Source organism: Pantoea sp. B550 (genome assembly GCF_024158165.1).
Classification (GTDB): domain Bacteria; phylum Pseudomonadota; class Gammaproteobacteria; order Enterobacterales; family Enterobacteriaceae; genus Pantoea; species Pantoea alfalfae.
Map to the genome: position 1 here is coordinate 68,981 of NZ_JAMYXI010000002.1, position 24,211 is coordinate 93,191.

General features: G+C 51.6%; 18 protein-coding genes. 13 read left to right on the plus strand and 5 right to left on the minus strand.

What is annotated here, in order from left to right; translation table 11 throughout:
- Positions 1–10 precede the first annotated feature (10 nt).
- The gene (locus tag NIM72_RS02730; RefSeq protein WP_161736642.1) at positions 11–1,669 is read right to left on the minus strand and encodes a methyl-accepting chemotaxis protein; all 1,659 of its coding nucleotides are present in this window, start codon (positions 1,667–1,669) and stop codon (positions 11–13) included.
- Between the two features lie 620 nt (positions 1,670–2,289).
- Between NIM72_RS02730 and NIM72_RS02735 the strand changes: the two genes are divergently transcribed.
- On the plus strand, positions 2,290–2,619 hold the full coding sequence (locus NIM72_RS02735) for a hypothetical protein (protein WP_161736643.1): 330 nt from the start codon (positions 2,290–2,292) through the stop codon (positions 2,617–2,619).
- Between the two features lie 80 nt (positions 2,620–2,699).
- Here the strand turns inward: NIM72_RS02735 and NIM72_RS02740 are convergent, their stop codons facing one another.
- Positions 2,700–2,933: a DNA polymerase V subunit gene (locus NIM72_RS02740; protein WP_161736644.1), complete on the minus strand. Its 234-nt coding sequence runs from the start codon at positions 2,931–2,933 to the stop codon at positions 2,700–2,702.
- 944 nt (positions 2,934–3,877) lie between these two features.
- Between NIM72_RS02740 and NIM72_RS02745 the strand changes: the two genes are divergently transcribed.
- From NIM72_RS02745 to NIM72_RS02755, 3 genes are all read left to right on the plus strand, one after another.
- Complete coding sequence (locus tag NIM72_RS02745) at positions 3,878–5,092, plus strand: diguanylate phosphodiesterase (protein ID WP_222925688.1); 1,215 nt, start codon at positions 3,878–3,880, stop codon at positions 5,090–5,092.
- Between the two features lie 172 nt (positions 5,093–5,264).
- On the plus strand, positions 5,265–5,474 hold the full coding sequence (locus NIM72_RS02750; protein ID WP_010256969.1) for a CsbD family protein: 210 nt from the start codon (positions 5,265–5,267) through the stop codon (positions 5,472–5,474).
- 200 nt (positions 5,475–5,674) lie between these two features.
- A complete protein-coding gene (locus NIM72_RS02755; protein WP_253418512.1) occupies positions 5,675–6,439 on the plus strand; it encodes a MerR family transcriptional regulator in 765 nt (254 codons plus the stop codon).
- 73 nt (positions 6,440–6,512) lie between these two features.
- On the opposite strand, the gene NIM72_RS02760 is transcribed toward NIM72_RS02755, so the two are convergent.
- Positions 6,513–7,001: an Hsp20 family protein gene (locus tag NIM72_RS02760; protein ID WP_253418515.1), complete on the minus strand. Its 489-nt coding sequence runs from the start codon at positions 6,999–7,001 to the stop codon at positions 6,513–6,515.
- Between the two features lie 173 nt (positions 7,002–7,174).
- Positions 7,175–7,414: a transcriptional regulator gene (locus NIM72_RS02765; RefSeq protein ID WP_161736648.1), complete on the minus strand. Its 240-nt coding sequence runs from the start codon at positions 7,412–7,414 to the stop codon at positions 7,175–7,177.
- 371 nt (positions 7,415–7,785) lie between these two features.
- Between NIM72_RS02765 and NIM72_RS02770 the strand changes: the two genes are divergently transcribed.
- From NIM72_RS02770 to NIM72_RS02780, 3 genes are all read left to right on the plus strand, one after another.
- Positions 7,786–8,010 carry a DUF3606 domain-containing protein gene (locus NIM72_RS02770; protein ID WP_013356498.1) on the plus strand — a complete coding sequence of 75 codons (225 nt, stop codon included), beginning with the start codon at positions 7,786–7,788 and terminating at the stop codon, positions 8,008–8,010.
- 512 nt (positions 8,011–8,522) lie between these two features.
- Complete coding sequence (locus NIM72_RS02775) at positions 8,523–10,307, plus strand: bifunctional diguanylate cyclase/phosphodiesterase (RefSeq protein WP_253418518.1); 1,785 nt, start codon at positions 8,523–8,525, stop codon at positions 10,305–10,307.
- Between the two features lie 318 nt (positions 10,308–10,625).
- The gene (locus NIM72_RS02780; RefSeq protein ID WP_161736650.1) at positions 10,626–11,813 is read left to right on the plus strand and encodes a diguanylate phosphodiesterase; all 1,188 of its coding nucleotides are present in this window, start codon (positions 10,626–10,628) and stop codon (positions 11,811–11,813) included.
- 1,437 nt (positions 11,814–13,250) lie between these two features.
- Here NIM72_RS02780 and NIM72_RS02785 read toward each other — a convergent pair.
- Positions 13,251–14,324, minus strand: a complete 1,074-nt coding sequence (locus tag NIM72_RS02785; RefSeq protein ID WP_222925685.1) for a RepB family plasmid replication initiator protein — start codon at positions 14,322–14,324, stop codon at positions 13,251–13,253.
- Positions 14,325–16,320: 1,996 nt separating this feature from the next.
- On the opposite strand from NIM72_RS02785, the gene NIM72_RS02790 reads away from it, so the two are divergent.
- From NIM72_RS02790 to NIM72_RS02815, 6 genes are all read left to right on the plus strand, one after another.
- Positions 16,321–17,523, plus strand: a complete 1,203-nt coding sequence (locus NIM72_RS02790) for an AAA family ATPase (RefSeq protein ID WP_161736566.1) — start codon at positions 16,321–16,323, stop codon at positions 17,521–17,523.
- On the plus strand, positions 17,520–18,491 hold the full coding sequence (locus tag NIM72_RS02795) for a ParB/RepB/Spo0J family partition protein (protein ID WP_253418521.1): 972 nt from the start codon (positions 17,520–17,522) through the stop codon (positions 18,489–18,491). Before NIM72_RS02790 ends, NIM72_RS02795 begins: the two co-directional genes overlap by 4 nt.
- Before the next feature lie 220 nt (positions 18,492–18,711).
- Positions 18,712–19,638: an aminoimidazole riboside kinase gene (locus NIM72_RS02800; RefSeq protein ID WP_253418524.1), complete on the plus strand. Its 927-nt coding sequence runs from the start codon at positions 18,712–18,714 to the stop codon at positions 19,636–19,638.
- A 161-nt stretch (positions 19,639–19,799) separates the two neighbouring features.
- Positions 19,800–21,335 (plus strand): carbohydrate porin, encoded by a 1,536-nt coding sequence (locus NIM72_RS02805; RefSeq protein WP_253418547.1) that lies wholly within the window; start codon positions 19,800–19,802, stop codon positions 21,333–21,335.
- Positions 21,336–21,402: 67 nt separating this feature from the next.
- Positions 21,403–22,773, plus strand: coding sequence for a sucrose-specific PTS transporter subunit IIBC (locus NIM72_RS02810; protein WP_161736562.1), 1,371 nt, complete (start codon positions 21,403–21,405; stop codon positions 22,771–22,773).
- On the plus strand, positions 22,773–24,182 hold the full coding sequence (locus tag NIM72_RS02815) for a sucrose-6-phosphate hydrolase (protein ID WP_253418550.1): 1,410 nt from the start codon (positions 22,773–22,775) through the stop codon (positions 24,180–24,182). The genes NIM72_RS02810 and NIM72_RS02815 overlap by 1 nt, the downstream gene beginning before the upstream one ends.
- Positions 24,183–24,211 lie beyond the last annotated feature (29 nt).

The window sequence follows — 24,211 nt, forward strand, 5'->3', positions numbered from 1 at the left end:
TGCTCAGCTATCAGAAACTTTCCCAGTTCGCCTGAGTCAGGTCGATAGTGTGGCGCTCAGGCTGCTTCGCCGGCAATCCCGGACGACGTACACCAGCGGGCTGTTGCGACGACGCCACACGCTGGTTACTCTCCAGCGTAAAGGTCGCCACCAGCCCTGACAGCGTCTCTGCCTGCTCCTGCAGGGACTTAGAGGCGGATGAAGCCTCTTCTACCAGTGAGGCGTTCTGTTGCGTCACCTCATCCATCTGGCCAATCGCCTGATGAACCTGCTCAATGCCCTTGCTCTGCTCAGACGTCGCCGCGGCAATTTCGTTGACCAGATCGGCTACCTGCTGAATCGCCTGACGGACATTTTCACTGTTTGATCCCACGCCGCTGGCCTGCTCTAAACCGTGTTCAACCTGTGAAACCGACGTTGAGATAAGGTCTTTGATTTCACGTGCGGCAGACGAGGAGCGCTGCGCCAGATTACGCACTTCAGACGCGACCACAGCAAAGCCGCGACCATGTTCACCTGCACGTGCTGCTTCGACTGCCGCATTCAGTGCCAGGATATTGGTCTGGAAGGCGATGCCTTCAATCAGCCCGGTGATTTCAGAAATTTTGGCGGAGCTGGCGCGGATTTCATCCATGGTGTTGAGCATCTGCTTCACTGACGTGCCATTCTGGATCGACATGTGATTGGCGTTATTCGCCAGGCTGCTGGCCTGATGCGCGCCTTCTGAGTTCTGACGAACCGTTTCGCTCAGGGTCGCCATGCTGGCTGCTGTCTGCTCAAGAGATGCCGCCTGCTCTTCAGTACGCGCGGAAAGATCTTCGTTACCTGCAGCAATTTGCGTGGATCCGGCACTGACCGACTGTGCGGCGTGACTGACCGAAAGCAGCGTGCCGGAAACGCGTGACAGCAACTGGTTAAACGCCATCGCCGTTTTGCCGATCTCATCTTTACGGCTGACTTCAGCGGTATGGGTCAGGTCAAGCGTATGGCTCACCTGCGTCATGGTGTTGACGATGCCTGACAGGCTCCTTTTAATGCCGAGGATCACCTTAGCGGAGAAACCGGCCAGCAGCAGAACAAGCAGCAGCGAACCGCCAGACATCATCCACAGCGTCTGTGTATAAATGCGCTTGTTCTCAACCCTGAGCTGTTCGCCAATATCAATATTCAGCTGAATCTGGCGGGTAAAATCTGCTTCCATTTTACGGGCTGCAGCACCTACTCCATTATCACTCTGCAGTAACGGAAGCGTAACAGCATCATTCTGAGCGCGTGACGCGGCAAGAAAAGCTGGCAATGCGCTGCGTACATCATCCAGATTTTTATAAGCCTGCTCGGTCATGGCTTTATCTTCATCGTTTGAGATGTCGTTAGCCATATAATAATCATTCAATGACTTAACCTGCTGAAGCAGATTTTCAATACGTTCCTCTGCCGCAGGAAATTTGGTCGCATCGGTAATGCTCTGGTATCGATAGAGAGCGATCCCTAACTGATTGGTGACACTAATCGATTTATTAAGGTCACGAATGCTGGGTATCGCGTTCATCTGTACATATTCAAAACGGGATTGAAAGCCCGAAATCACTGATAAGGAAATAATCACCAACGCAATCAGTGACATTGCAAGCAGTGAGAAAATCAATACCAGACGCTGCGTAATAGTCATAAACGTCCCCTGGAGAGAAAATAAGTGTGATCCTGGTTTGAACTGGATTATTTTTATCGGCTTTGGTCTGCGGGGCTTTAATCAATCGTGGAGGATATATTTTTTTATTTTTCCTTGCATCTGTAACAGAGTGAACTATCTCCCGACGTTCTCAGTTAATAATCCATTTCATCTTTCCCCTTTAACAACGTATCCCAACGTAAAGTTTTGCCAGCCTGCTTACACAATCCGATGGTCAGGATCAGGCTTCAGATGCTGTCCGTTGGAATCTGATGATTAGCCTGCTAATTCAACAGGATCGCTGACGATAATGGTTGTTGAGAGGCACGTTAACACCACGGGAGAGGGCTACAGATCCTGCAACATCAGTGTTGCGAATAGCAGGCGTTACCGGGGACGAAAATTCGAAGTGTGGGCGTGACATCAGATTAACTGATACGTGTAAACATGGCGGGATATACGCTGGGGGTACTACTCTGAGTTTTTAACCATTTGTGTCAGGGCCAGATTAAATCAGGGAATTCACTGGCGGAATGCTGATTCTGGTCTATGCTCACTGGCCCGACCAGGCTTAAGCCTGTCGCGCAGCAATAACGCTTACAATAAAAAAGGTAGTTCTCATGGATTTAGCCACATTTGAAACCAGAACCGGTCTTTGGCCACACATGCAGTTTACGGATGTTGAATATGAAGAGTGCAGTGCTGGCTTTGAAATCTACGCCATTGATGTCAGCCGCCAGACGAAGAGCAAGCTGTTTATCTGTCGCGTCGCAACTGAACAGCAGGCAGCGTCGCTGACGGCACAGTTCAAAGAGTGGCTGCCAAAGTTAAAGCTTAAAAAACGTAAAGTTGCGCTCAACCTGGCACGTATGGCCTGCGACAAGAGCTATCCTGCAAATCCTAACTTCCAGGAGCGGCCGGATAGGCGTCGTCATTCGTCCAGGCTCTGAAGCTATTCAGTCAGCATCTGCCAGAGCAGAGTGGCTGAGATGCCTGCACTATCGTGTTATTTTCAGTTCTGCGGCGCGTATTAATCGTGCGCCGCAGGCATCTGAAACAGCCGGCACTCTCCAGGCTCAACAGAGATATCACTGAAGGTCGTGATATGCATCTCTATCCAGGTATTTGCGGCTCGCAGTGTATGAGGTGCGTTGCGCTGTTGCAGCTCCGCCACAAAATCCTGGGTGCTGACGGTAAACTGACCGGCATCATCCTGTCTAATCGCCTCTCTGAATGCATACCAAATCTCATCATCCTGTGACATCACATTGACTCCACAATGGCTTCTGTTTGAAACAATGCTGTATGCATGAACAGTATAATTAATCCGTCAGGCGGTCAAGTTTGCTCTCACATTGGTGCACGATGCCTGAATTATGGCCATTTGTAGCCGTAGCCGCAGGCAGATCAGGACTTTAATCCTAATCTTAGTAATCGTTTTCATACCTGATTAAATGATTGATCATACTCATTATTTTACATTGTAAGCATTTTAATTATTTGATATCTAACTAAAAAAATAGTAACCGCAGCGGAAATAACAGCGGTTTTGCCCTATCTTTAAATGGCTCTGCAACGAAATCCACTTCTGTTTCAGAGTGATCTGACTCCTACCCTTGCCCCCTTCGAAAGGGGGCACTTTTTCCGATACCGCCGATGTCGACACGGAGTAAATCTGCAGAACGGTAATGTTTACGCGTACCGGTTAAACCTGCAGAAGACGTCAAGACTGTGACTGGAAAAAGGAGAATTTGTAATCTGGTAATTTAATGGTTGCCCTGATGTTATCAAAAGCCTAAACCAGTTGATTGAATATCAGGACAATTTTCTGACATATCAGAGAAACTGATTTTACCCGCTTAATAATTCCGCCAGTTCAGCATGGTAAGGAGAACATAAAGCGCGCAATAATCAGGCACAAACCGAATGACCGGCGCCTCACCAGGGATGTCGTTGCGTGATAATAATATGCTATGTCCGCTCTTCGCCCCCGCTTTTGCGGGGGCTATTCTTTTATCTCTGCTTATTCGCCGGTTTATTATTGAAACACCATCGGACATGCGTACGCTTAATTCCTGATGTGCTGCCCTGCCCTATGCCCGGTTTGATGCCGCAAGCAGAACGATATATTGGCCGCAGTTATGCCCTTAACCCTCAATATTTCTGTGATATGGTTAATCAGTAACTTCCTGCCATATGAGGCTGCTTATGCTCTCCACCCTGATTTACCGTAGCCAGCTTGCGGGTTTGGTCTCGCCAGAGAAGCTCAAAGCGCTGGTGGAGCGCGCCAGTATCAAAAACGCTGAAGCTGAAGTCACCGGGATACTGCTCTATGACGGGCTGCACTTTTTTCAGGTGCTTGAAGGGAGCGTTGAGAACGTCCATACGGTTTTCCAGCGTATCAGCCAGGATGATCGGCATTTTAATCTGATTGAACTGATGCGAGATTACGCCCCTGCGCGTCGCTTTGGTCATGCCGGCATGGCCTTATTTGATTTACGTGACTATCAGAAACATACCGTCGTGGAAGCCCTGCTTAAACGGGTCACCCTGACTGATGAGCGAATCAGACATGACCGGGTAGTGAAGTTCCTGCGTTCTTTTGTCGAGGGTAGGGACAAAGAGACGTTTATCGGGATTGCCCCTGCAAGCGAGTGGACACTGACTACGCCCCTTGCCGTCAGTGCCCAGCCACCTCTGCAGCCTGCACCGGATCAGCGCTGTGAATTCGCGCTTCAGCCTATCGTAGACGTAGCGAATCGCCGGATTGTCTCCTGCGAAGCCCTGATACGCGGTCTTCAGGGCGCATCACCCGCAGACTACTTTTTACAGCTGCCGGAAGGCGAGCGTTACCAGGCGGATCTCCATTCCAAAACCTACGCGTTTCAGCTGGCCAGACATCTCGGCTTGCGGGAGCAGACCCTTTCCGTCAACCTGCTTCCCATGTCGCTGGTCGTGATCGACGATGCGGTTGACCATCTCATTCAGCAGATCAGGCAACAAGGATTGCGCCCTGAGCAGGTGGTGGTTGAGGTGACTGAAGATGAGGTCATCTCCCGCTTCGATGCCTTTCAGTTTGCTGTACGGCAGCTGAAAGCAGCCGGAATCAGCCTGGCCCTTGATGATTTTGGTGCCGGTTTCGCAGGCCTGTCGCTGCTGGCCGATTTCCAGCCCGACAAAGTTAAGATCGATCGCAAGCTCATTACCGATATTCACCGCAGCGGCCCGCGTCAGGCGATTGTGCTGGCCATCCTTAAATGCTGCCATGCGCTGGAAATCACGGTCATTGCGGAAGGCGTCGAGAAAATGGAAGAGTGGCTCTGGCTGGAAGGTGCCGGGGTCCGCTATTACCAGGGCTTTCTGTTTGCCCGCCCTGCCCTTAATGCCCTGCCTGCCGTGAGCTGGCCTGCACGACGTCCGTAATTTTACCGGCAAAATATTCCCCTGCCTGCGCTTTTGCTCATAGTTTGAAGCGGCTCACACCGCTTCGCTGCAAAAAGCAAAAGCTGTGCCATGCTTAATTCATCTGACAGCCTTCTGGCAAGACAGATATTCATCAGGTCCCTGGATAACAACCGGAATTGGGAGATTCACCATGAACGAAGATCGCATTGGCGGCAACTGGAAGCAGTTCAAAGGTAAGGTCAAGGAAAAATGGGGTGATCTTACGGATGATGATATGACCGTTGTAGAAGGGAAGCGCGATCAGCTGGTCGGTAAAATTCAGGAACGCTACGGCTACGAGAAAGACCGTGCCGAAAAAGAAGTGAAAGAGTGGGAAGATTCCAACAAGTACCACTGGTAAAGCGTTCTTCATCGCCGGGCGTCTCTGCGCCCGGCACCTGCCCATCAGCGCTCTTCTCCGTATGTGCGTTTACTCCACGCCATCTCCGCACCAGTCGCGGGCATAGATTATGGAAATGATTGTTTCTTTATTTATTTCTGGCGTGCATACTGCGGCCATCTTCCCCGATCGGGGGGCGTTACGCTTCACGGATATCAACTATGCCTCAGCACTCTACCGACACCGTATGTGGTCTCGTCGGTGTTCTTCCTGAAACTCTGCGTCGCTGGCGCCGTGCCGGGCTGCTCACACCGCCTGGCCCTGCTGGCTACTCAGATCAGCAGCTTACGCGCGCCCTCTGCGTTCGTGAAATGACATCAGGAGGCCATACGCTGTTTGATATCCATGCTGCCCTTAACTGTCCCAACGTCACGCTGCCTGGCGGCTGGGCCTGCCGGGAAGAGGATATGTTGCAACTGCTGGCGAACAATCCGGACGCAGATGTTGAACGTGAACTACAGATGATGAATACCGACTACTGTGGCGATGATTATGTTAACCGCTATCTGCGGCCGCTCAACCTCTGGCTGCGTTCTGACCTCAGTAAAGGAGCAGCCCAGCGTCAGCAGCGCTTTCATACTGCCGTAATCCGCCAGTGGGAGAGCCTGTCGCTGGCCGCACGGCGACGCAACACCGTACCGCTGTTTCTTGAAGCGGTCAGCGTGACGGATGAAACCGAGATCTGGATGGAAGCGATACGGCTCAACGGACAGGGCTTTCGGGTTGAAGTCGCCGCGGCCACACGCGGTGTTCCCGCCGTGGCGCATCGCCGTTTTGAGCATCATCTGATGTGGTGTGGCGATGGTATCAGTGTATCGATGAAGGCGGCATTTCACTCCCGTCTTGAGGCGGGTGCGCCCATTATGCTGACCGGAACAAATACTGGCGTGCACTCATCCGTTTGCCCGATGTCTGCCAGCGCCTGACGCGGTTGATCTTCTGCCCTGCCGGCAGTTAAAAAAGGCGGAAACAGCCTGAGCCGCTTCCGCCCTGTTCACATTACTGATGTTCCAGCGTTCGTGGTCCGCCGATTGCAATCGGGATGCGGCGCGGTTTCTCGCTCTCCGGTATCTCCTGGATCAAATCAATGCTGAGTAAACCGTCCGCCAGACTGGCGCCGGTCACCTTCATGTGCTCCGGAATAGTAAAGCTCATCTGGAAATCATGCCAGGAAATGCCGCGATGGATCCAGCTGCTGTTCTCCTGCCGGGTCTCGCCAGACGATTCCTCTGATGCATCATTCCGGTGACCTGCTACGGAAAGCCGTCCGCCACGCAGTTCTATTTCCAGCTCATGCTCTTTCCAGCCGGGTACGCTGACGGTCAGCGCGTAACGGTTATCCTCAACCCGCTGCAGATCATAAGCGGGAACTGACGTCACCGGATTGTCGCCAGTCAGCTGGCTGAACAATTTATCGATACGGCTAAAACGGTCTGAAAAGACAGAATCAGCCAGCGAAGGGAAAACAGAAAACTGTTGCACTGACATGGTGATAATCTCCTGAACAGGTTCATCCAAAAGTTCATCTGACCGGTATCATATTTCCGATCACCGTTAAAATAGGGATCGGTTGTCAGCTTTCAAGTGGCTAAATAGAATTTTTTTACGTGACGGTACGGCCTGTTATCACAGAAACAAATTTAAGGATATTAACTGAGCCGTTACTTTTTGCTCTGAGGCGCAAGAACAAAATGGGGATGACAACCCGCCAGTAACAACAGTAGTTCATATTCGCCCTGGCTAAGTAGCGTCGGATTACCTGCAGCTTCTTTGGTTTGCCAGACTCTCAGGCTCAGGTCAAAACGCTCAGCGGCGCTCTGCTGTGAGAGGCCAGCGGCAAGACGAAGTTCACGCACATTACTCTGGACAACCACAGGCGGCTTGGGGGGACGATTAACCAAACAAAGACTCCTTAAACATGATAAAAACCGCTAAAGCACAGCGCTTCGCCAGCAATTAAAGCGAAGCGACCCGAAAGCGCTCAGAGCGAAAAGACCAGAGAATAATTGACTATTTTGCTTAAATGTCAAATTTCAGAATCAACAATTAAGCGAAATTTTTCTGTAAGCGAAACGGCATATTTCGTCCTGACAGCGCTTTTCCTATTTCCTTAGAATGCTTTATTTCTTCCGCCAGGAATTATCCTGTTATTTGACTTAAGGACCATTCAGGGATTAATCCGCTACCTCAATGCCCCTTTCTTCATCAGGATGGATGTTTAGCCTGAGGTCCCTGTTCAGGCTGCATCATTGAAACCAGAGGAGGATAATGAATGAAAAATCCCATCCAGCGTCGCTCACCCGACGATCTGTCGCATGTGGAAATTCGTGAACAGTGGCAAATCACCTACTGGACTCAGGAGCTGAGGACAACCCAGGAAAGACTGACACGCGCGATCCGTGAAAGCGGCGCACGAACCGAACAGGTTCGTGACTGGCTGGAACAGAACCCACCCCCACGTCGCCCGGCTCAATCTCTGAATGGCATCAAACGTTAAGCTGATTGCTGTCAGAAACGCTGTGTTAACGCCGGCATTACGGTGGATTGGCCTGCATCAGCCGGGAGCACGCTGACAGGTCACCTCTGCCGGTCTGGGTTCCTTCCCGGCTTTTACGTTGTGTTTGAAGAGGTTATCCCGCAGAGTAGCCTGTGCATAACGATCCTGCCTCCGTCATCTGGGCTGTTTCCCATGAAAACCGACTTAGAAATAATATTAACCATCCTGAATGCTTGTTGATTTTCTGCCCGTAAATGAAGCTTAAACGTGCTGAAGTGGCTGGCTGAAAATATAAAAGGTAAATAATCAGACACCGCTTCGATTAAATTTTCGAATCGTTAATATTCCCTTTATGCGTTAAAGAAAATATTAAGAGACACCCGCCGCATACTCCCTTATTATCAGGCTGACAATAAAAAATACGCTATATTTCCTGCCGCCCGAATCAGATTTCGCTCCGGACAGTTTTCTTTTTTCGCCCCGTAATCAGCCGGTGCGGAGGTTACACACACATGCTCAAGAATCTAGACGGCGACAATGAGCGCCGAAGTCGTGCTTTGCAGGCACTGCGCAACCCTGACGAAAGTCGCGATGACGTTCTGCGAAAATTTGTCCGGTTAGCCAGTCAGGCCCTGGGTATCCCGGGAAGCTTTATCTCGGTGCTGGATGACGAATTCCAGACCGTACGCGCGTCACATAACTTTGATCTGCAACGCTCGACGCGTGGGGATTCACTCTGCCGTCATGTGGTAGACAGCGACAGCGCAGTGATCGTGCCGGATACCTATCACGATGCGCGCTTTGTCACGCATCCGCTGATCACTGGCTCACCTTTTATTCGTTTTTATGCCGGTGTGCCCCTGAAAACCCGCGACGGCATTATTCTGGGCACGCTCTGTGTTACCGACACCGAGCCGCATGCATTTGCCGTTGAGCAGGTGACGACATTAACGCTGCTCTCCACACTGGTCATGTCCTTTCTTGAAGCCTGGCATTCGGCTGGTTTTTGCGATCCGGTGACCGGATTGCCTAATCGCCAGCGCCTGATACGTGATTTGCAATATCTGGCTGTGGCCGGCGACACCACGCCACGCCGTCTGGTGCTGATTGATTGCATCGACATGTCACGTGCTTATGAACTGGCCCGCACCATGGGAATGAATCCGGTTGAAAGCCTGCTGAAGGATATGGCTACCCTGCTGCCGCTGCGCCTGCGTCCGGCGGTAGGTGAAATGATCTACACTGTGGCCACAGGGCGGTTTGCCATCTTGACTCGTGCCGATAGCCGGCTAAGTGCAGACTGGGTCGCCGATCGCCTGGAGGGTATCAGTGCAGACATGGATGAGGGGCTGTCAGTTGCACTGACGCCTCATACCGGTGAGGCCGGCTTTGTTGCCGGCAGCATGTCAGCGTCGGAAGTGTTGCGCCGCGCGGTGAGCGCGCTGAATGAAGCGGTCGGGCGCGGGCTGCCTTCTCAGCGTTTTGATATTGAGGCGGAGACACAGCGCTCAGAAGATTTCCTGCTGATGACCGATCTGAAAACAGCTCTGCGCGATAACATCGGGCTCTATATGGTCTATCAGCCTAAAATTTGCCTGCAGAGTGGTAAACCGGTGGGCCTGGAAGCGCTCATCCGCTGGCGACATCCCAGCAGAGGGGAACTTTCACCGGCTGCCTTTATTCCGCTGGCCGAGCAGACCGATCTGCTCTCGGTGCTGACCGCCTGGATTATCGACCAGGCCGTTGAACGTCTCAGACGACTGCGTAATAACTGTATTCAATTGCCATTAACCATAAACGTCAGCGTGCGCGATTTTGCATGCGAGGGATTTGCTTCCGCGCTGGAAAGCAAAATGCTGAAGTCTAAGCTTCCGACCTCGCTGCTGGGCATCGAATGTCTGGAGACAGAGCGCATCCTTGAAAGCCCCACCGCTCTTCGCGGACTGGAGATGCTCAGAGAACGGGGATTCACGATTTCACTCGATGATTTTGGCACAGGCTACAGCAATATCAGCTATCTGCGTCGTATGCCGCTGGATGTTATCAAGCTGGATCGCTCTCTGATCAGTGAGCTCTCTTCAGATACGGCTTCACGCATTATTGCCCGTAGCATCATCGCCATGCTCAAAGAGCTGGACTATACGGTGGTGGCAGAGGGCGTTGAGTGTCCTGACGCCGTGACATCCCTGACAGAATATGGCTGCGATCAGGCCCAGGGCTATTTCTATTCGAAGCCATTAAACGAAGAAGCGCTGGATCACTGGCTTCACTGGAAACTGCGTGGTGAGTGCCATTAAACCTGCGCGCTAAAAAATCATCGATGCCTGTGTTGAACATTACGCTTATGTCACTGCTGAGCCGATGATTACGTTTCCGCGAGAACCACAAGGCCGCCCCGATGACTGCCTTATTTATGATGCAATGACATGATTTCATCGGCACAGATCCAGCAGCGTCATTACGGTTACGTTAACTGAATGCAGATCTGCCGATTTGCCGTTTCGCTTAGTGCCACCTGCTCTGTTGCAGTCCGTGCGACAGCAATCAAGTATAGATGAAACATTTTTTGATCAGTGTTAGCGTGTCCGCAACAATTACGTAAAACGGAGCTGCACATGCTAACTACCATAATCTATCGCAGCCATATTTCAGATGACTTTCCGGTCAGAACCCTTCCGGAGATGGTCGATAACGCCAGCAAAATCAACAGCACGCACGATGTAACCGGTATCCTGTTATTCAACGGCACCCATTTCTTCCAGTTACTCGAAGGTCCTGAAGCGGGCATTCAGGCAGTTTATCAGCGAATCTGTGCCGATCGGCGGCATCATAATGTCGTCGAACTGATGCGTGACTATGCGCCTTCCCGACGTTTTGGTAATGCGGGCATGTCGCTGTTTGACCTGCGCGAACACGATCGCTCATCACTGCTACAGGCGGTGCTGGACAAAGGTACGTCTAAATATCGCCTGACCTATGATGATCGGGCACTGCAATTCCTGCGTACTTTTGTAGAGTCACGTGAGAAAGAAAACTACTACGAGGTTCTTCCGCCAGGTTACTGGGAGTTTATTTCAGAGCACACTCATGTGCCGGACTCCCGCCCGGAGACAGAAGGCGTGAGCTTCCGTCCGGTGGTCGATCCGCTGGCGCGTCAGGTGACCGCCATTGAAGCTGTTACCCTTCGTCCGGCGCTTACCGATGAAATTTCCGGCGACAGGCTTTATGTTGACGACCTGGAAACCGTGAAGAAAACCTTTTCCCAGGCTGGTCTGGTTTGTCCCGATGGTATGACGCTCTACGTGAGTCTGCTGCCAATGACGCTGGTTGTCATACCCGACGCCGTCGAGCACATTGTGGCAGCAATTCAGCAGGCGGGGCTGGTACCGGAGCAGGTCGTTATTGGTGTGAGTGAAACCGGCGTGATTTCACAACTGGACGCGTTCTCTGAAGCCGTACGCGCACTGAAAGCGTTCGGGATCAGCCTGTCTATCGACAATTTTGGAGACGGCTCCGCAGGATTATCATTGCTGACTCATATTCAGCCCGACCGTATCCGTATTGATGCCGGTATTACCCGCGACGTTCATCGCAGTGGGCCAAAGCAGGCGGTTGTGCTGGCGATCATCAAGTGCTGCTCAGCGCTGGAGATCACCGTCATCGCGGCAGGGATCGTACAGGCAGAAGAGTGGATGTGGCTGGAAGCAGCAGGTGTAATCAATTTCCAGGGTACGCTGTTCGCCGCTGCGGGCCGATATGAGGCGCAAGCTGTCGCCTGGCCGGAATATCGCGAGGCCATGTAACGTACGCAGTCCTAATAATCCTAAAGCGGTGCGCCAGCGAGCGGCCGCTTTCTTCATTTATGGCCCTGCCAGCTCTCAGGAACAGGTGTCATTGACAGGCATCCCCTGCGTCCCCGTATTTATCCACGCATTCAGCACTTCTTTTGCAATCATTCTGAACGCGATACTGACACTTTTGAATGAGCTGATGACGCGTATCCGGCATGCATTTCCGGATAACCACTATAGCGAGTAACTCTGACAGGTTAACCACTATAGGAAGTAAATCGGAGACCGAACTGCGCTATCCGGCCAGGGAATGTGACAAATATCCACTATAGCGAGTAAACGTGCGCCAGAAGCGTTACTGTTAACCACTGTAGCCAGTAAGTTGCGCAATAATCATCCGAATCATAACGATAACTAACTCGCGCAGAGAATAAGCGCAAAGATAACCACTGTAGCGAGTGCCTGCTCACCTCTCTCCTAAGAGGATAACCACTATATCGAGTAAGTCATTCAGACAGAGGAGCCTGAAAATATCCGTGCTTAGCAGGGCACCTCGCACGATTCACCTGCGGGGTAACCACTATAGCGAGTAAAAAGGTCGTGTGAAGATGTGCATGTAGCAGGAACAGAATCATAGCCCTGCCCTGCTCTATGCTGTTATTCAGTAAAATAACTTTGTTTTGTTAGCGAAACCATTCTGCTCATCCTGTAACGCAACCACTGTAGCGAGTGCCTGCCTGATCTCTCCTGTCGCGCTGGTTTTTTATCCTCATGATACGGTGAGAGACATATAATGATAGTAAGCACTCACTTTAAATTACTGAATATTAGTAACAAACAGTATAAAACGATACCGCTAACCACTATAGCGAGTGATCTCCTCCCTTCTATCCCAAAAAATAACCACTGTAGCGAGAATGTTGTAACAGCCAGGTCTGTCATCTGATCATTATCTGAACGTATTAGCCAATAAATCATCAGAAAACCACTATAGCGTGTAAATCTTATGGGCAGAATGAGGTAAACAAAGATGAGATGGTCATTTCAGAATGGCCATAACCACTGTAGCGAGTAAGGCCGAAGAGCTGAATATCGCCAGCGAAACACGACATATGGCGTCGGGAGGTAAATCCGTATGCTGTTAACCAGACCAGACTAACCACTATAGCGAGTGCTGACACGCTAAAGCGTTAACGCAACGTTTGCAGAGATACCGCGGGACGAACTGGCTAACTACTGCAGGAAGTCGATCTTTTGCGAAGCTTAATGCACCCTCCTGATCAGAGAGGCGCAATGGAAAACCAGAGCAAATAGCAGGATGTTTTTCAGGCAGGCGATTCAGGATGTAGATGCTCCGTCGGGAAAAGATTAACCACTATAGCGAGTAATCTTACTCGCTATAGTGGTTAGCAGGATCCATCAGCCATGAGCGGTGTGGTGAACAGGTAACTAACGGTTTTTCTGTTTCCTGATTTTATTAAGTAACTCTTTTTCCTCACGCGATACCATGACAAGCTCACTGCTATCATCCTCACTCACCGGTTCGGGCAGATTGACATCAATCATAGTGGAGTCGCTGTCCAGATCGTCAAACTCGTCCATCTCATCATCGATTAAGCCTGCCTTACTGAGCGGCAGTTCGGCAGGGCGCAGCTTGGGATGACGATAATGGACCCAGAAGTACACAGAAGAGCCGCGGCGGGTCTCGGTATAGTCGAGATAACCAATCTCTTTTAGCTGCTCCATCGCCTTTCTGACCGTCGCATTCTGGGTGATCACGCGCGACGTAAGGTTGAGCCGTGCACGCAGGCGCGCCATAGATATTGGCGCAGGTTTGGGCGGAAGGCTTTCAATAAACGTATAAAGTGCCTGAGCGGACTCTTTGCGTGCCAGCTCATTAATAGCCTTAAGCTGCAGCAGAACCTTTCTGTCGAACTGATAAAGCTCAAAGATCTTAGGATCGGCCTGTAAGGTCACCGTGTCCTTTTTAACGCTGTATTTGGCGGACTGCACCAGATGCGTTGTGTAGTTCTCTCCGCCCTTGCTGGTAAAAGTCAGGGTGTTAGACGCAATCCGCGTCAGCGAAGCGTCCAGACGGCTCCTGAGCTTCGATGAGAGGCGCGCAGAAGGTATGCCGCAGAGTTTTGCAAATTCTACGAACGAGAGCGTTACCGTGTCTCCCAGACACTCATGCGTGGCGAATGCGCGAATGATCCCAACCCAGGTCTTAAAATCATTATCCATATCCAGTCGGGCACCCAAAATCTTGATGTTGTCATACCCTTCCGATCTGACCAGGGATAACTGTTTCAGATCCTGAGTCACATCCATCGCATTCATCTGGTTTTTCTGACTGCGCGCTGTGGATTTCAGCGTTGGAACAAACAAGCCGAGTCGCATTAACGCGACCGGCTGCACGGTGTTATTACTGTTGGGCGTCAGAGTAACAACTTCGCCTGTACGCTTGTCTGTTTCGCTAAACGCATCAGCTATGTTCAGGATATCTGGTTCTTTTCTTGGCATTAGGAAGATCCGTGATGTGAACAGGCGAGAGCCGCTGTTACTCAATACAGTGGATACTAGCACTCACTATAGCGGTTAATCTACTTGCCATAGTGGTTATTTATCTCGATACAGTGGTTGTTTTACTCGCTATAGTGGTTAGCCATCCTTCTTTATCGCAGTGATACCAAGGGCTAAGGCGGCATGGGGATCTTTCAGGACCTTTAAAGGGATCTAATGTGGATCTGTTATGGGATCTATTCAGTGGAAAACTTGCCCAAAAAAACCAGCAGGTCCGTCAGTTAACACCTTAGCCTTCTCAGATAACGTACTGTTTTATTACCCAGGATAAGAAAAATGACAGCGACCAGGCTTATACACATCATAAAGCACGCTCTACTCGCTACAGTGGTTATTGCGTACTCGCCAGCGCGGTTGGTTTACTCGCTATAGTGGTTATTGTGCTCTCTCCAGTGGTTATTCTTCTCGCTACAGTGGTTACCAACACCCTTTCAGACCTTGTGCTACGTGGCTTCAGAGCCTGCAGGGATCTGTTAAGGATCTCAATTTGATCTATTGAGGATCGACCAATTGGATCTGGCCTGTGAATAACGGGGATAAAACATACCTGATTCAGAAATCATCGAGGCTGACATCAGACAGATTTTCAGTTGCGGATATGAAATAGAGAATCGCTATAAGCAGGTTATTACCTGTTAACGCAACCGGTTACTGGCAAGACAAAACAAAACATGAAACCAGACATCCGCTGATAACCTTGTAGGTGTAAAGGTTTTTAGCCCTGAGGTAATAATTTGGCGCTATTCAGATAATAATCCGGGAGGGGAGCGCAATTTTCACCATGAATTAAATTACTTATGTATCTGATAGTAAAGATATTTTTTTAAATTTTCACTGTGAAAACACCAGCAGTATAACGCCAGATTCAGCTTTTCTGAGGCTTAAACATCGTTTTATTATGTCCGATGAGCCCTCTCCTTACTGCATTAAAGTAGCCATAAATTAGTTTGAAATAAGGTACTCTTTTACCCGGCATAATCAACACGGCTCATAAAGGAACTCGTTATGCATAATCACATTATTATCTGAAAGCAAGTAATCCTTGATAAGGAGGGGGAAAGAAAGTGGATGGGCCTACTGGTGCGCAAATGATTTAAAAGATTAAATTATGCAGATTTCTTTTTGCTGCTTATGCGAGGTTTTATTGCTTATTATTATCTCGCGTGACGCTCTCAATCCCCTGCTCCGTTCAAAGGTATCAATATGTCATGGTAGTAATTCATAACGCGACTAAACCGATTGATTGAAAGACCGCTTTTTTATGAGAAAAATAATTAGTCAGAAATAACAAAAGAATCTCTATCAGATGTAATGAAAAATGCTGCTGAACCAGGCTGGAAAACACTCATGCAGACTCTAAACAAATCGTAATCGAGTAATGTAAAGGTATGAACTACTGGCAGGGCTAACAAGGGTTTACTGACAGTATGGCTACTTATCAATTTCATCAACGTTTAATTCACTATGGTTGATCAGAACCCATGCTCTGGTAATGTCTGATGAAACAAATTTACAAATAATAGTAAGCTTGATAAAAACACGTTTTCAATACGCATTTTCACCAAGCTTATATTCATTTAAGTTTATGATTTTAATAGAGATATCTGATATTTTCATGATGAAAACACCATGTGGAGCGTCTGTAATATGGGTCAGCGTTGCTGGCCGATCATTTCTGCCTTACCAAAAAACAGATATTGAGTGCTGACATCCGCCATCCATTATCAAACTTAACTCTGATGTCTGTTCAACATACTCAAACTGAATGAACAAAAGTCATAGAGCTTAAGCAAACCTCTTTTACAGCCAACCATAAATCTCAGATCATCATTCCACTACCTGAGACAAAAAATCCAGGTTTTTGGCATTTTCCTAAAAAATTGGCAGATATTCGCTTTTTGTGTAGTATGCAAAAAACATTAACGCAGAGGGGCTTATGAAGCGTGATTATGGTGGAGTGCTGGAGATGGCAACACGTGCCAACTCCATGTTACATGGACTTAGTGACCACATTGAGCAGCAGCGTCAGGAATTTAACCAGACAGGGTTTTACCAGACTTTCTCTCGCAATGCTGTAGCAAATATGCCACTGCTGAGTAAGCACGCTGTCGTCGCAGCGATTAGTGATATGGAAGCAGCAGGATACCAGTTTGGTAAAAAGCAAACCGGCAGTACATCGCAATATGCCCTGACCATTCAGAACGTCGTCGACATTTATCAGCATCGTAAAGTGCCTAAATATCGCGATCGGCATGCTGGCCCCTTTGTCGTGTTTGTTGTCAGTCTTAAAGGCGGCGTCTCTAAAACCGTCAGCACCGTGACGCTGGCTCACGGTATGCGCGCCCATCCTTCTATGCTGCACAATGACCTGCGTATACTGGTTATCGATCTGGATCCACAGGCATCGAGCACGATGTTCCTGAGCCATACCAACAGTGTCGGTTCCGTACTGGAAACAGCAGCGCAGGCTATGCTCAACGATCTGGATGCAGATCAGCTTCGTGAGCAGTTTATTAAGCCTACCGTTATGCCCGGCGTTGACGTTATTCCGGCCTCAATCGATGATGGCTTCGTTGCCAGCGACTGGGAAGAGCTGGTTGCTGAACATCTGCCCGGTGTTGCGCCTTCAGAGGTCCTTCGCCGTAATGTGATCGATCGTCTGGCAGGTGACTATGATTTTATCTTCCTTGATACCGGTCCTCATCTTGATTCCTTTATGCTGAATGCCATCGCGGCCAGCGATGTGCTGTTGACACCGACGCCACCGGCACAGGTCGATTTCCATTCCACCATGAAGTATCTGACGCGCCTGCCAGAAATGCTGGAGCGTATCGAGTCCGAAGGTATCGAACCGCGGCTCAAAGCTAATATCGGCTTTATGTCTAAGATGACATCCAAGCATGACCACCTGACGTCGCAAAGTTATGCACGTGAGGTGTTTACTAAATCGATGCTGGACTGTGGCTTACCTCGTCTTGATGGATTCGAGCGTTGTGGCGAATCCTTTGACACGGTAATCAGTGCTAATCCCGCTTCCTATCCCGGCAGTGCAGACGCCCTGCGTAAAGCCAAATATGAAGCTGAGCAGTTCTCAAGGGCTGTGTTTGATCGCATCGAATATATCAGGAGTACCCTGTGAGCAAACCTATACAGCGCATTGGCCGCAAGTTCGGCGATTCTGCTATTGCGAACATGATCGACAGCAGCAGCCAGTCGCGCACCTTTACGCTGAAGTCAGGTGCGAAGGCAACTTTTGTGCGCCAGCTGGTCCTGCATGATGATATAGAAACCCGAACCAGTGTTGACCCGAAGATCAACGGACGTGATCAGAGCACGCTGACGCCGGAATCGCTGCAGGAAATCACCCGTACGATTACACTGCAGCAGTTTTTCCCGGCCATTGGTCGCGTAAACGGCGACCGGATTGAGATTATGGATGGTTCGCGCCGTCGTGCTGCCTGCATTCTTTCCGGGGCCAGTCTGGAAGTGCTGGTTACTGCAGATGAACTGAGCCTCAGCGATGCGCGTCAGCTGGCTGCTGATATTCAGACGGCTAAAGAGCATAACCTGCGTGAATTAGGTCTGCGCTTTATGCTTATGAACGAAAGTGGCATGAGCAAATCAGAAATTGCTAAAGCGGAAGGCATCTCAAACGCTAAGGTCTCACGTGCATTTCAGGCCGCATCCGTGCCCGCTGAGTTTATCGAACTCTTCCCGGTCGTTTCTGAGCTGACCCTTCAGGATTATCAGTTACTGCTTGATGTCTGGGAGGAGGCGAAAGCGGAAGCGATGGATGCCGCCGGACTGGCCAGCGAAATCCAGCAAAAGCTGGAGGCAGATGATTCACTGCAAAACGCTAATTCAGATGAGAAGAAGAGCGCAATCCTGAATGGTTTCAAAAGCGCCCGTCGTCAGTTAAAAAAACCTGCACCGGTCAGCAAAATGGTGACGGAAAAGCTGGCAACGTTTACTACAGCCAATACCTATGCGCGTCGTAAAACCAACGATGAGAAGCGCACCGTGCAGTATGAATTCAGTCGTTTGCCAAAAGAGATTGCTGAACAGATTGATGCGTCGATCAGACAGATACTCTCTACGCTTAAATAATCTTCATCACACATCACTGACAATCAAACCGGCCGCTGTGCCGGTTTTTTTTATACCTGACCTCTGCCCGTAATTATCGGGCATGTGCCTGTTCGGCTCTCTACCATAAACGTCTTATGTTAATCACATATCACTTCAGCATGTTAATGCTTGAACCTTACGCCATTTAGCGCTATAGCTAAAACGGTTTAGCTTTCAGGTTTAATCATAGGAGTTTTTTATGTCTGTTCGCGTATGGTGCCTCGGGGATGCCGTGGTCGATTTGCTACCCGAAATACCGGGGCGCCTGATGCAATGTCCTGGCGGAGCACCTGCCAATGTTGCCGTTGGCATTGCCCGACTGCAGGGAAACAGCGGTTTTATCGGACGGGTGGGTGCCGATCCTTTTGGTGAGTTTATGCGGCAGACGCTAAATGAGGAGAATGTTGATACCCGCTATATGATCGCTGATTCACAGCATCGCACGTCAACCGTGGTGGTCGGTCTGGATGAGCAGGGCGAGCGCACCTTTACCTTTATGGTGCGGCCCAGTGCCGACCTGTTTCTTGAAACGTCCGATCTGCCCGAATTTAATCGAGGGGAGTGGCTGCATTGCTGTTCAATTGCCTTAGCGGCGGAACCTTCACGCACCGCGACGCTGACCGCTATGAAACAGATTCGGGCGGCAGGCGGCCATGTCAGTTTCGATTTAAATCTGCGGGAAGATCTCTGGCCCGACCCGGCGCTGCTGCATACGGTGGTGAACGAGGCCCTCAATCATACAGACGTGGTGAAACTCTCCGACGAAGAACTCGATTTTCTCAGCCCGGGTCAGGAAGCGGCTGTCAGCATGCCGCAGCTGGCCGCAAAATTCAGCATTCGCTTGTTACTGGTGACACGGGGCAGGGAAGGGGTGATGGCCTGTTATCAGGGCCGAATCACCCACCATGCTACCACGCCCGTTAACAGCGTCGATACTACCGGTGCAGGTGATGCCTTTGTGGCCGGATTACTCTGGGAGCTGGCGAAGTCAGGTCTGCCTGTTAATGAATCGCAGCTTGTCAGCTGCCTGCTGACTGCCCAACGTTGTGGCGCACTCGCCACCACGGCAAAAGGTGCCATGACAGCACTTCCCTTGCGCCACCAGCTGGACGATCTGGCTGGCTAATCGTCATCTGACAGCCCTGTTTTGCGAGCTATCTCACAATCACTAAACCGGTTTAGCATTTTTCATTGCAGAGGGAAATTACCCGTGGCTATGATTTGCGCCTAAACCGGTTTAGCAAAAAAAACCGGTGATGATAGCCTCTCCTCAGGGATATAAAAAAAATGAAACTAAGCACGTTAGCCATCGCCCTCTCTGCAATATTCTTTTCCACATCCGTCTGGGCCGATCCCAGCATGAGCAGCATCGAAGCCCGCCTGGCGGCAATGGAGCAGCGACTGCAGGCTGCCGAGCAGCGGGCGAATGCGGCTGAAAGCCGTGCAGAGATCGCCGAAAAGCAGGCTCAGATGGCTGAACGGCAGGCTCAGCAGCTGGCGGCGGTTCAGCAGCAGACCCAGACCTCCACCGCTGAGGTCGCGCAGCGCACCGCGAAACTGGAACAAAAATCTGCCGATGAAGGTGGCTTTGAGTTCCACGGTTATGCACGCTCCGGATTATTGATGAACAGCTCCGCCGCCAAAACGCAGGGCGGCCCGACCGTAACCCCGGCTGGAGAAACCGGCGGTCACGTCGGGCGTCTGGGTAATGAGCCGGATACCTACGTTGAGCTCAACCTTGAACATAAGCAGACGCTGGATAATGGTGCCACCACCCGCTTCAAAGCGATGCTGGCCGATGGACAGCGCACTTATAACGACTGGACGGCCGCCAGCAGCGATCTCAACCTGCGTCAGGCGTTTGTCGAACTGGGACAGCTTCCCACCTTCAGCGGTGCATTCGATAACGCAACGGTCTGGGCAGGTAAGCGTTTTGATCGTGATAACTTTGATATTCACTGGATCGACTCCGATGTCGTGTTCCTTGCCGGAACCGGCGCCGGTATTTACGACATGAAATGGGCAGAGCAGGCGCGCAGCAACCTCTCGCTTTATGGTCGTACCTTTGGTGACATCGAAAACAATGAAAACACCGCGCAGAACTACATCCTGTCGCTGAATAATTTTGTCGGCCCGGTGCAGATGATGGTCAGCGGTATGCGGGCGAAAGATAACGACGATCGTCGGGATATTGACGGCCTCCGTGTTAAAAGCGATGCGGCCGAAACCGGCGTCCATGCGCTGCTGGGCCTTCATAACGACAGCTTTTATGGGCTGACAGAAGGCACGTCGAAAACAGCCCTGCTCTATGGTCATGGCCTGGGCGCTGAGGTGAAGTCGATTGGTTCTGACGGCGCACTGTTGCCGGAAGCGAACACCTGGCGGCTGGCAAGTTACGGGATCACTCCCCTTGGCGGCGGCTGGCACATTGCGCCCGCCTTACTGGCACAGCGCAGTGACGATCGCTACGTCAAAGGTGACAGCTACGACTGGGCGACAGTCAACCTGCGGCTGATTCAGGAAATCACGCATAACTTCGAGATGCAGTATGAAGGCTCTTATCAGTACATGGATCTGCGTCCGGAAGGTTACAACAACCGTAACGCGGTCAGCGGCAGCTTCACCAAACTTACTGTTGCGCCAACCCTGAAAGCCGGTGATGTCGGCGACTTCCTTAAACGTCCGGAAATTCGTCTGTTTGCAACCTGGATGAACTGGGATCACCGGCTGGATAACTATGCCAGTGACGACGCGTTCGGCAGCAAAGGCTTCGATGCCGGCGGTGAATGGAACTTCGGTGTACAGATGGAAACCTGGTTCTGATCGGGCGGCCCCGGCTGCCGGGGCCTGAACGTCACGCGGATAAAAACATAACAAGAGTGAGGTATGTATGGACTATGTAAAAATATCGCGGGCCCTGCTGCCCCTGCTGGGTGGTAAAGAGAACATCGCCAGCGCGGCTCATTGCGCGACCCGACTGCGGCTGGTGCTGGCGGATGATGAGAAGGCGGACACCAAAGCGATTGGCCAGATTGAAGGCGTTAAAGGCTGCTTCCGCAACGCGGGACAGCTTCAGGTTATCTTCGGCACCGGCGTGGTGAATAAGGTCTACGCCGCTTTTATCGCCGAGGCGGGCATCAGCGAATCGAGCAAGTCAGAAGCTGCTGATATTGCCGCCCGCAAGCTCAATCCTTTCCAGCGCATCGCTCGCCTGCTGTCGAACATCTTTGTGCCGATCATTCCGGCGATCGTGGCGTCGGGTCTGCTGATGGGCCTGCTGGGGATGGTTAAAACCTACGGCTGGGTCAATCCGGAAAATGCGCTCTATATCATGCTGGATATGTGCAGCTCGGCGGCCTTTATTATCCTGCCGATCCTGATTGGTTTTACGGCGGCCCGCGAGTTTGGCGGTAACCCGTTTCTGGGTGCCACGCTGGGCGGTATTCTGACGCATCCGGCGCTAACCAACGCCTGGGGCGTCGCCGCCGGTTTCCACACCATGAACTTTTTCGGCATTGAAGTGGCGATGATTGGCTATCAGGGTACGGTATTCCCGGTACTGCTGGCGGTGTGGTTTATGAGCATGCTGGAAAAGCAGCTGCGTCGGGTGATCCCGGATGCGCTCGATCTGATCCTGACCCCGTTCCTGACGGTGATTATCTCCGGCTTTGTCGCGCTGCTGATTATCGGTCCGGCGGGCCGTATGCTGGGCGATGGTATCTCCTTTGTGCTCAGCACCCTGATTGCGCACGCCGGCTGGCTGGCAGGTCTGGTATTTGGCGGACTCTATTCGGTAATTGTCATCACCGGTGTCCATCACAGCTTCCATGCGATTGAGGCGGGACTGCTGGGCAATCCTTCGATTGGCGTGAACTTCCTGCTGCCCATCTGGGCGATGGCAAACGTCGCTCAGGGCGGGGCCTGTCTGGCGGTGTGGTTCAAAACCCGCGATGCGAAGATCAAGGCGATTTCGCTGCCCTCCGCGTTTTCAGCACTGCTGGGGATCACCGAGGCGGCTATTTTTGGTATCAACCTGCGGTTTATGAAACCCTTTATCGCGGGTCTGGTGGGCGGCGCGCTGGGCGGTGCCTGGGTGGTGTCGGTCCATGTTTATATGACGGCGGTCGGACTGACCGGCCTGCCGGGTATGGCGATTGTCAAAGCGGGTTCTCTGCTCAATTATGTCATCGGCGTTGCTATCGCGTTCACCACCGCGTTTGTAATCTCTTATCTGCTCAAATACAAAACGGACTCTGAATAATGGCCTCATCAACACGTCTTGCCGCCATTCTGCAGGCGGTGATGCAGGGTATGCCAAAGGCGCTCAGCGACAGCCACTATCCTGGCTGGCATCTGGCACCGGTTACCGGGCTGCTTAACGATCCCAACGGCTTCATCCATTTCGACGGTCACTATCATCTCTTCTACCAGTGGAACGCGCTGGGCTGTGCGCATCAGCATAAATGCTGGGGGCACTGGCGCTCAGCCGATCTGCTGAACTGGGAGCATCAGCCCATCGCGTTGATGCCGGATGAGGAGTATGACCGCAGTGGCTGCTACTCCGGCAGCGCAGTCGACGATAACGGCGTACTGACACTGGTCTACACCGGCAACGTAAAATTCGATGATGGTTCGCGCACGGCGTGGCAGTGCCTGGCACAGCAGAACAGCGCGGGCGGTTTTGACAAGCTTGGCCCGGTCATTGCCGTGCCGGAGGGTTATACAGGCCACGTTCGCGATCCTAAAGTGTGGCGTCATGACGATCGCTGGTACATGGTGCTGGCGGCACAGAATATGCAACGGCAGGGCAGGGTGCTTCTGCTGCGTTCTGACACGCTGCGGGAGTGGCAGAATCTCGGCGAGATCGCGGGCAGTGAACTGGGCGGCCTGGATGCCGCGGGTTATATGTGGGAGTGCCCGGATATGTTCACGCTCGGCGACAGCACCTATCTGATCTGCTGTCCGCAGGGCGTTGCGCCCGAAGAGAAGCGTTATCTGAACAGTCACGCCTGTGCCTGGCTGAGTGGGGAGCTGGATTATCAGCAGCCTGCATATCATCACGGCCCGCTGAACGAAATGGATGCCGGCTTTGAATTTTATGCTCCGCAAACCACGCTGACCGCTGATGGCCGGCGTCTGCTGGTGGGCTGGATGGGGACGCCGGACGGTGAAGAGATGGCCCAGCCAACCGTGGCGCAGGGGTGGATCCACCAGATGACCTGTCTGCGCGAGCTGAGCTCACGTAACGGCCGGCTCTGTCAGCAGCCCATCGCGGAACTGCAGGCCTTGCGCGGGAACGAGCAGCACTATCAGGGCCGCGCCGATGATGCGCCGCCGATTGCCGCCCAGCGGCTTGAAATTGAGCTTGCGAGCCAGGGCGACATCGAACTCAATTTCGCCGATACCCTGATCCTGACCTGGCAACACAACGAACTGCGGCTTGCCCGTCGCAGCCTGGTGTCGGGTGAATGGATAACCCGCTACTGGACCGGTGCAGCGCGTCGATTGCAGATCCTGTGTGACCATTCGAGCGTTGAGATCTTCATCAACGACGGGGAAGGGGTGATGAGCAGCCGCTATTTTCCGGACCAGCCGGCGCTGCTGACCCTGCGCGGGCGCGCAGAACTGCAGGCCCGCTACTGGTCGTTACGTCACTGCATGGTAGAATAAACCCTTGTTTCACTAACCGATGTCTTGCC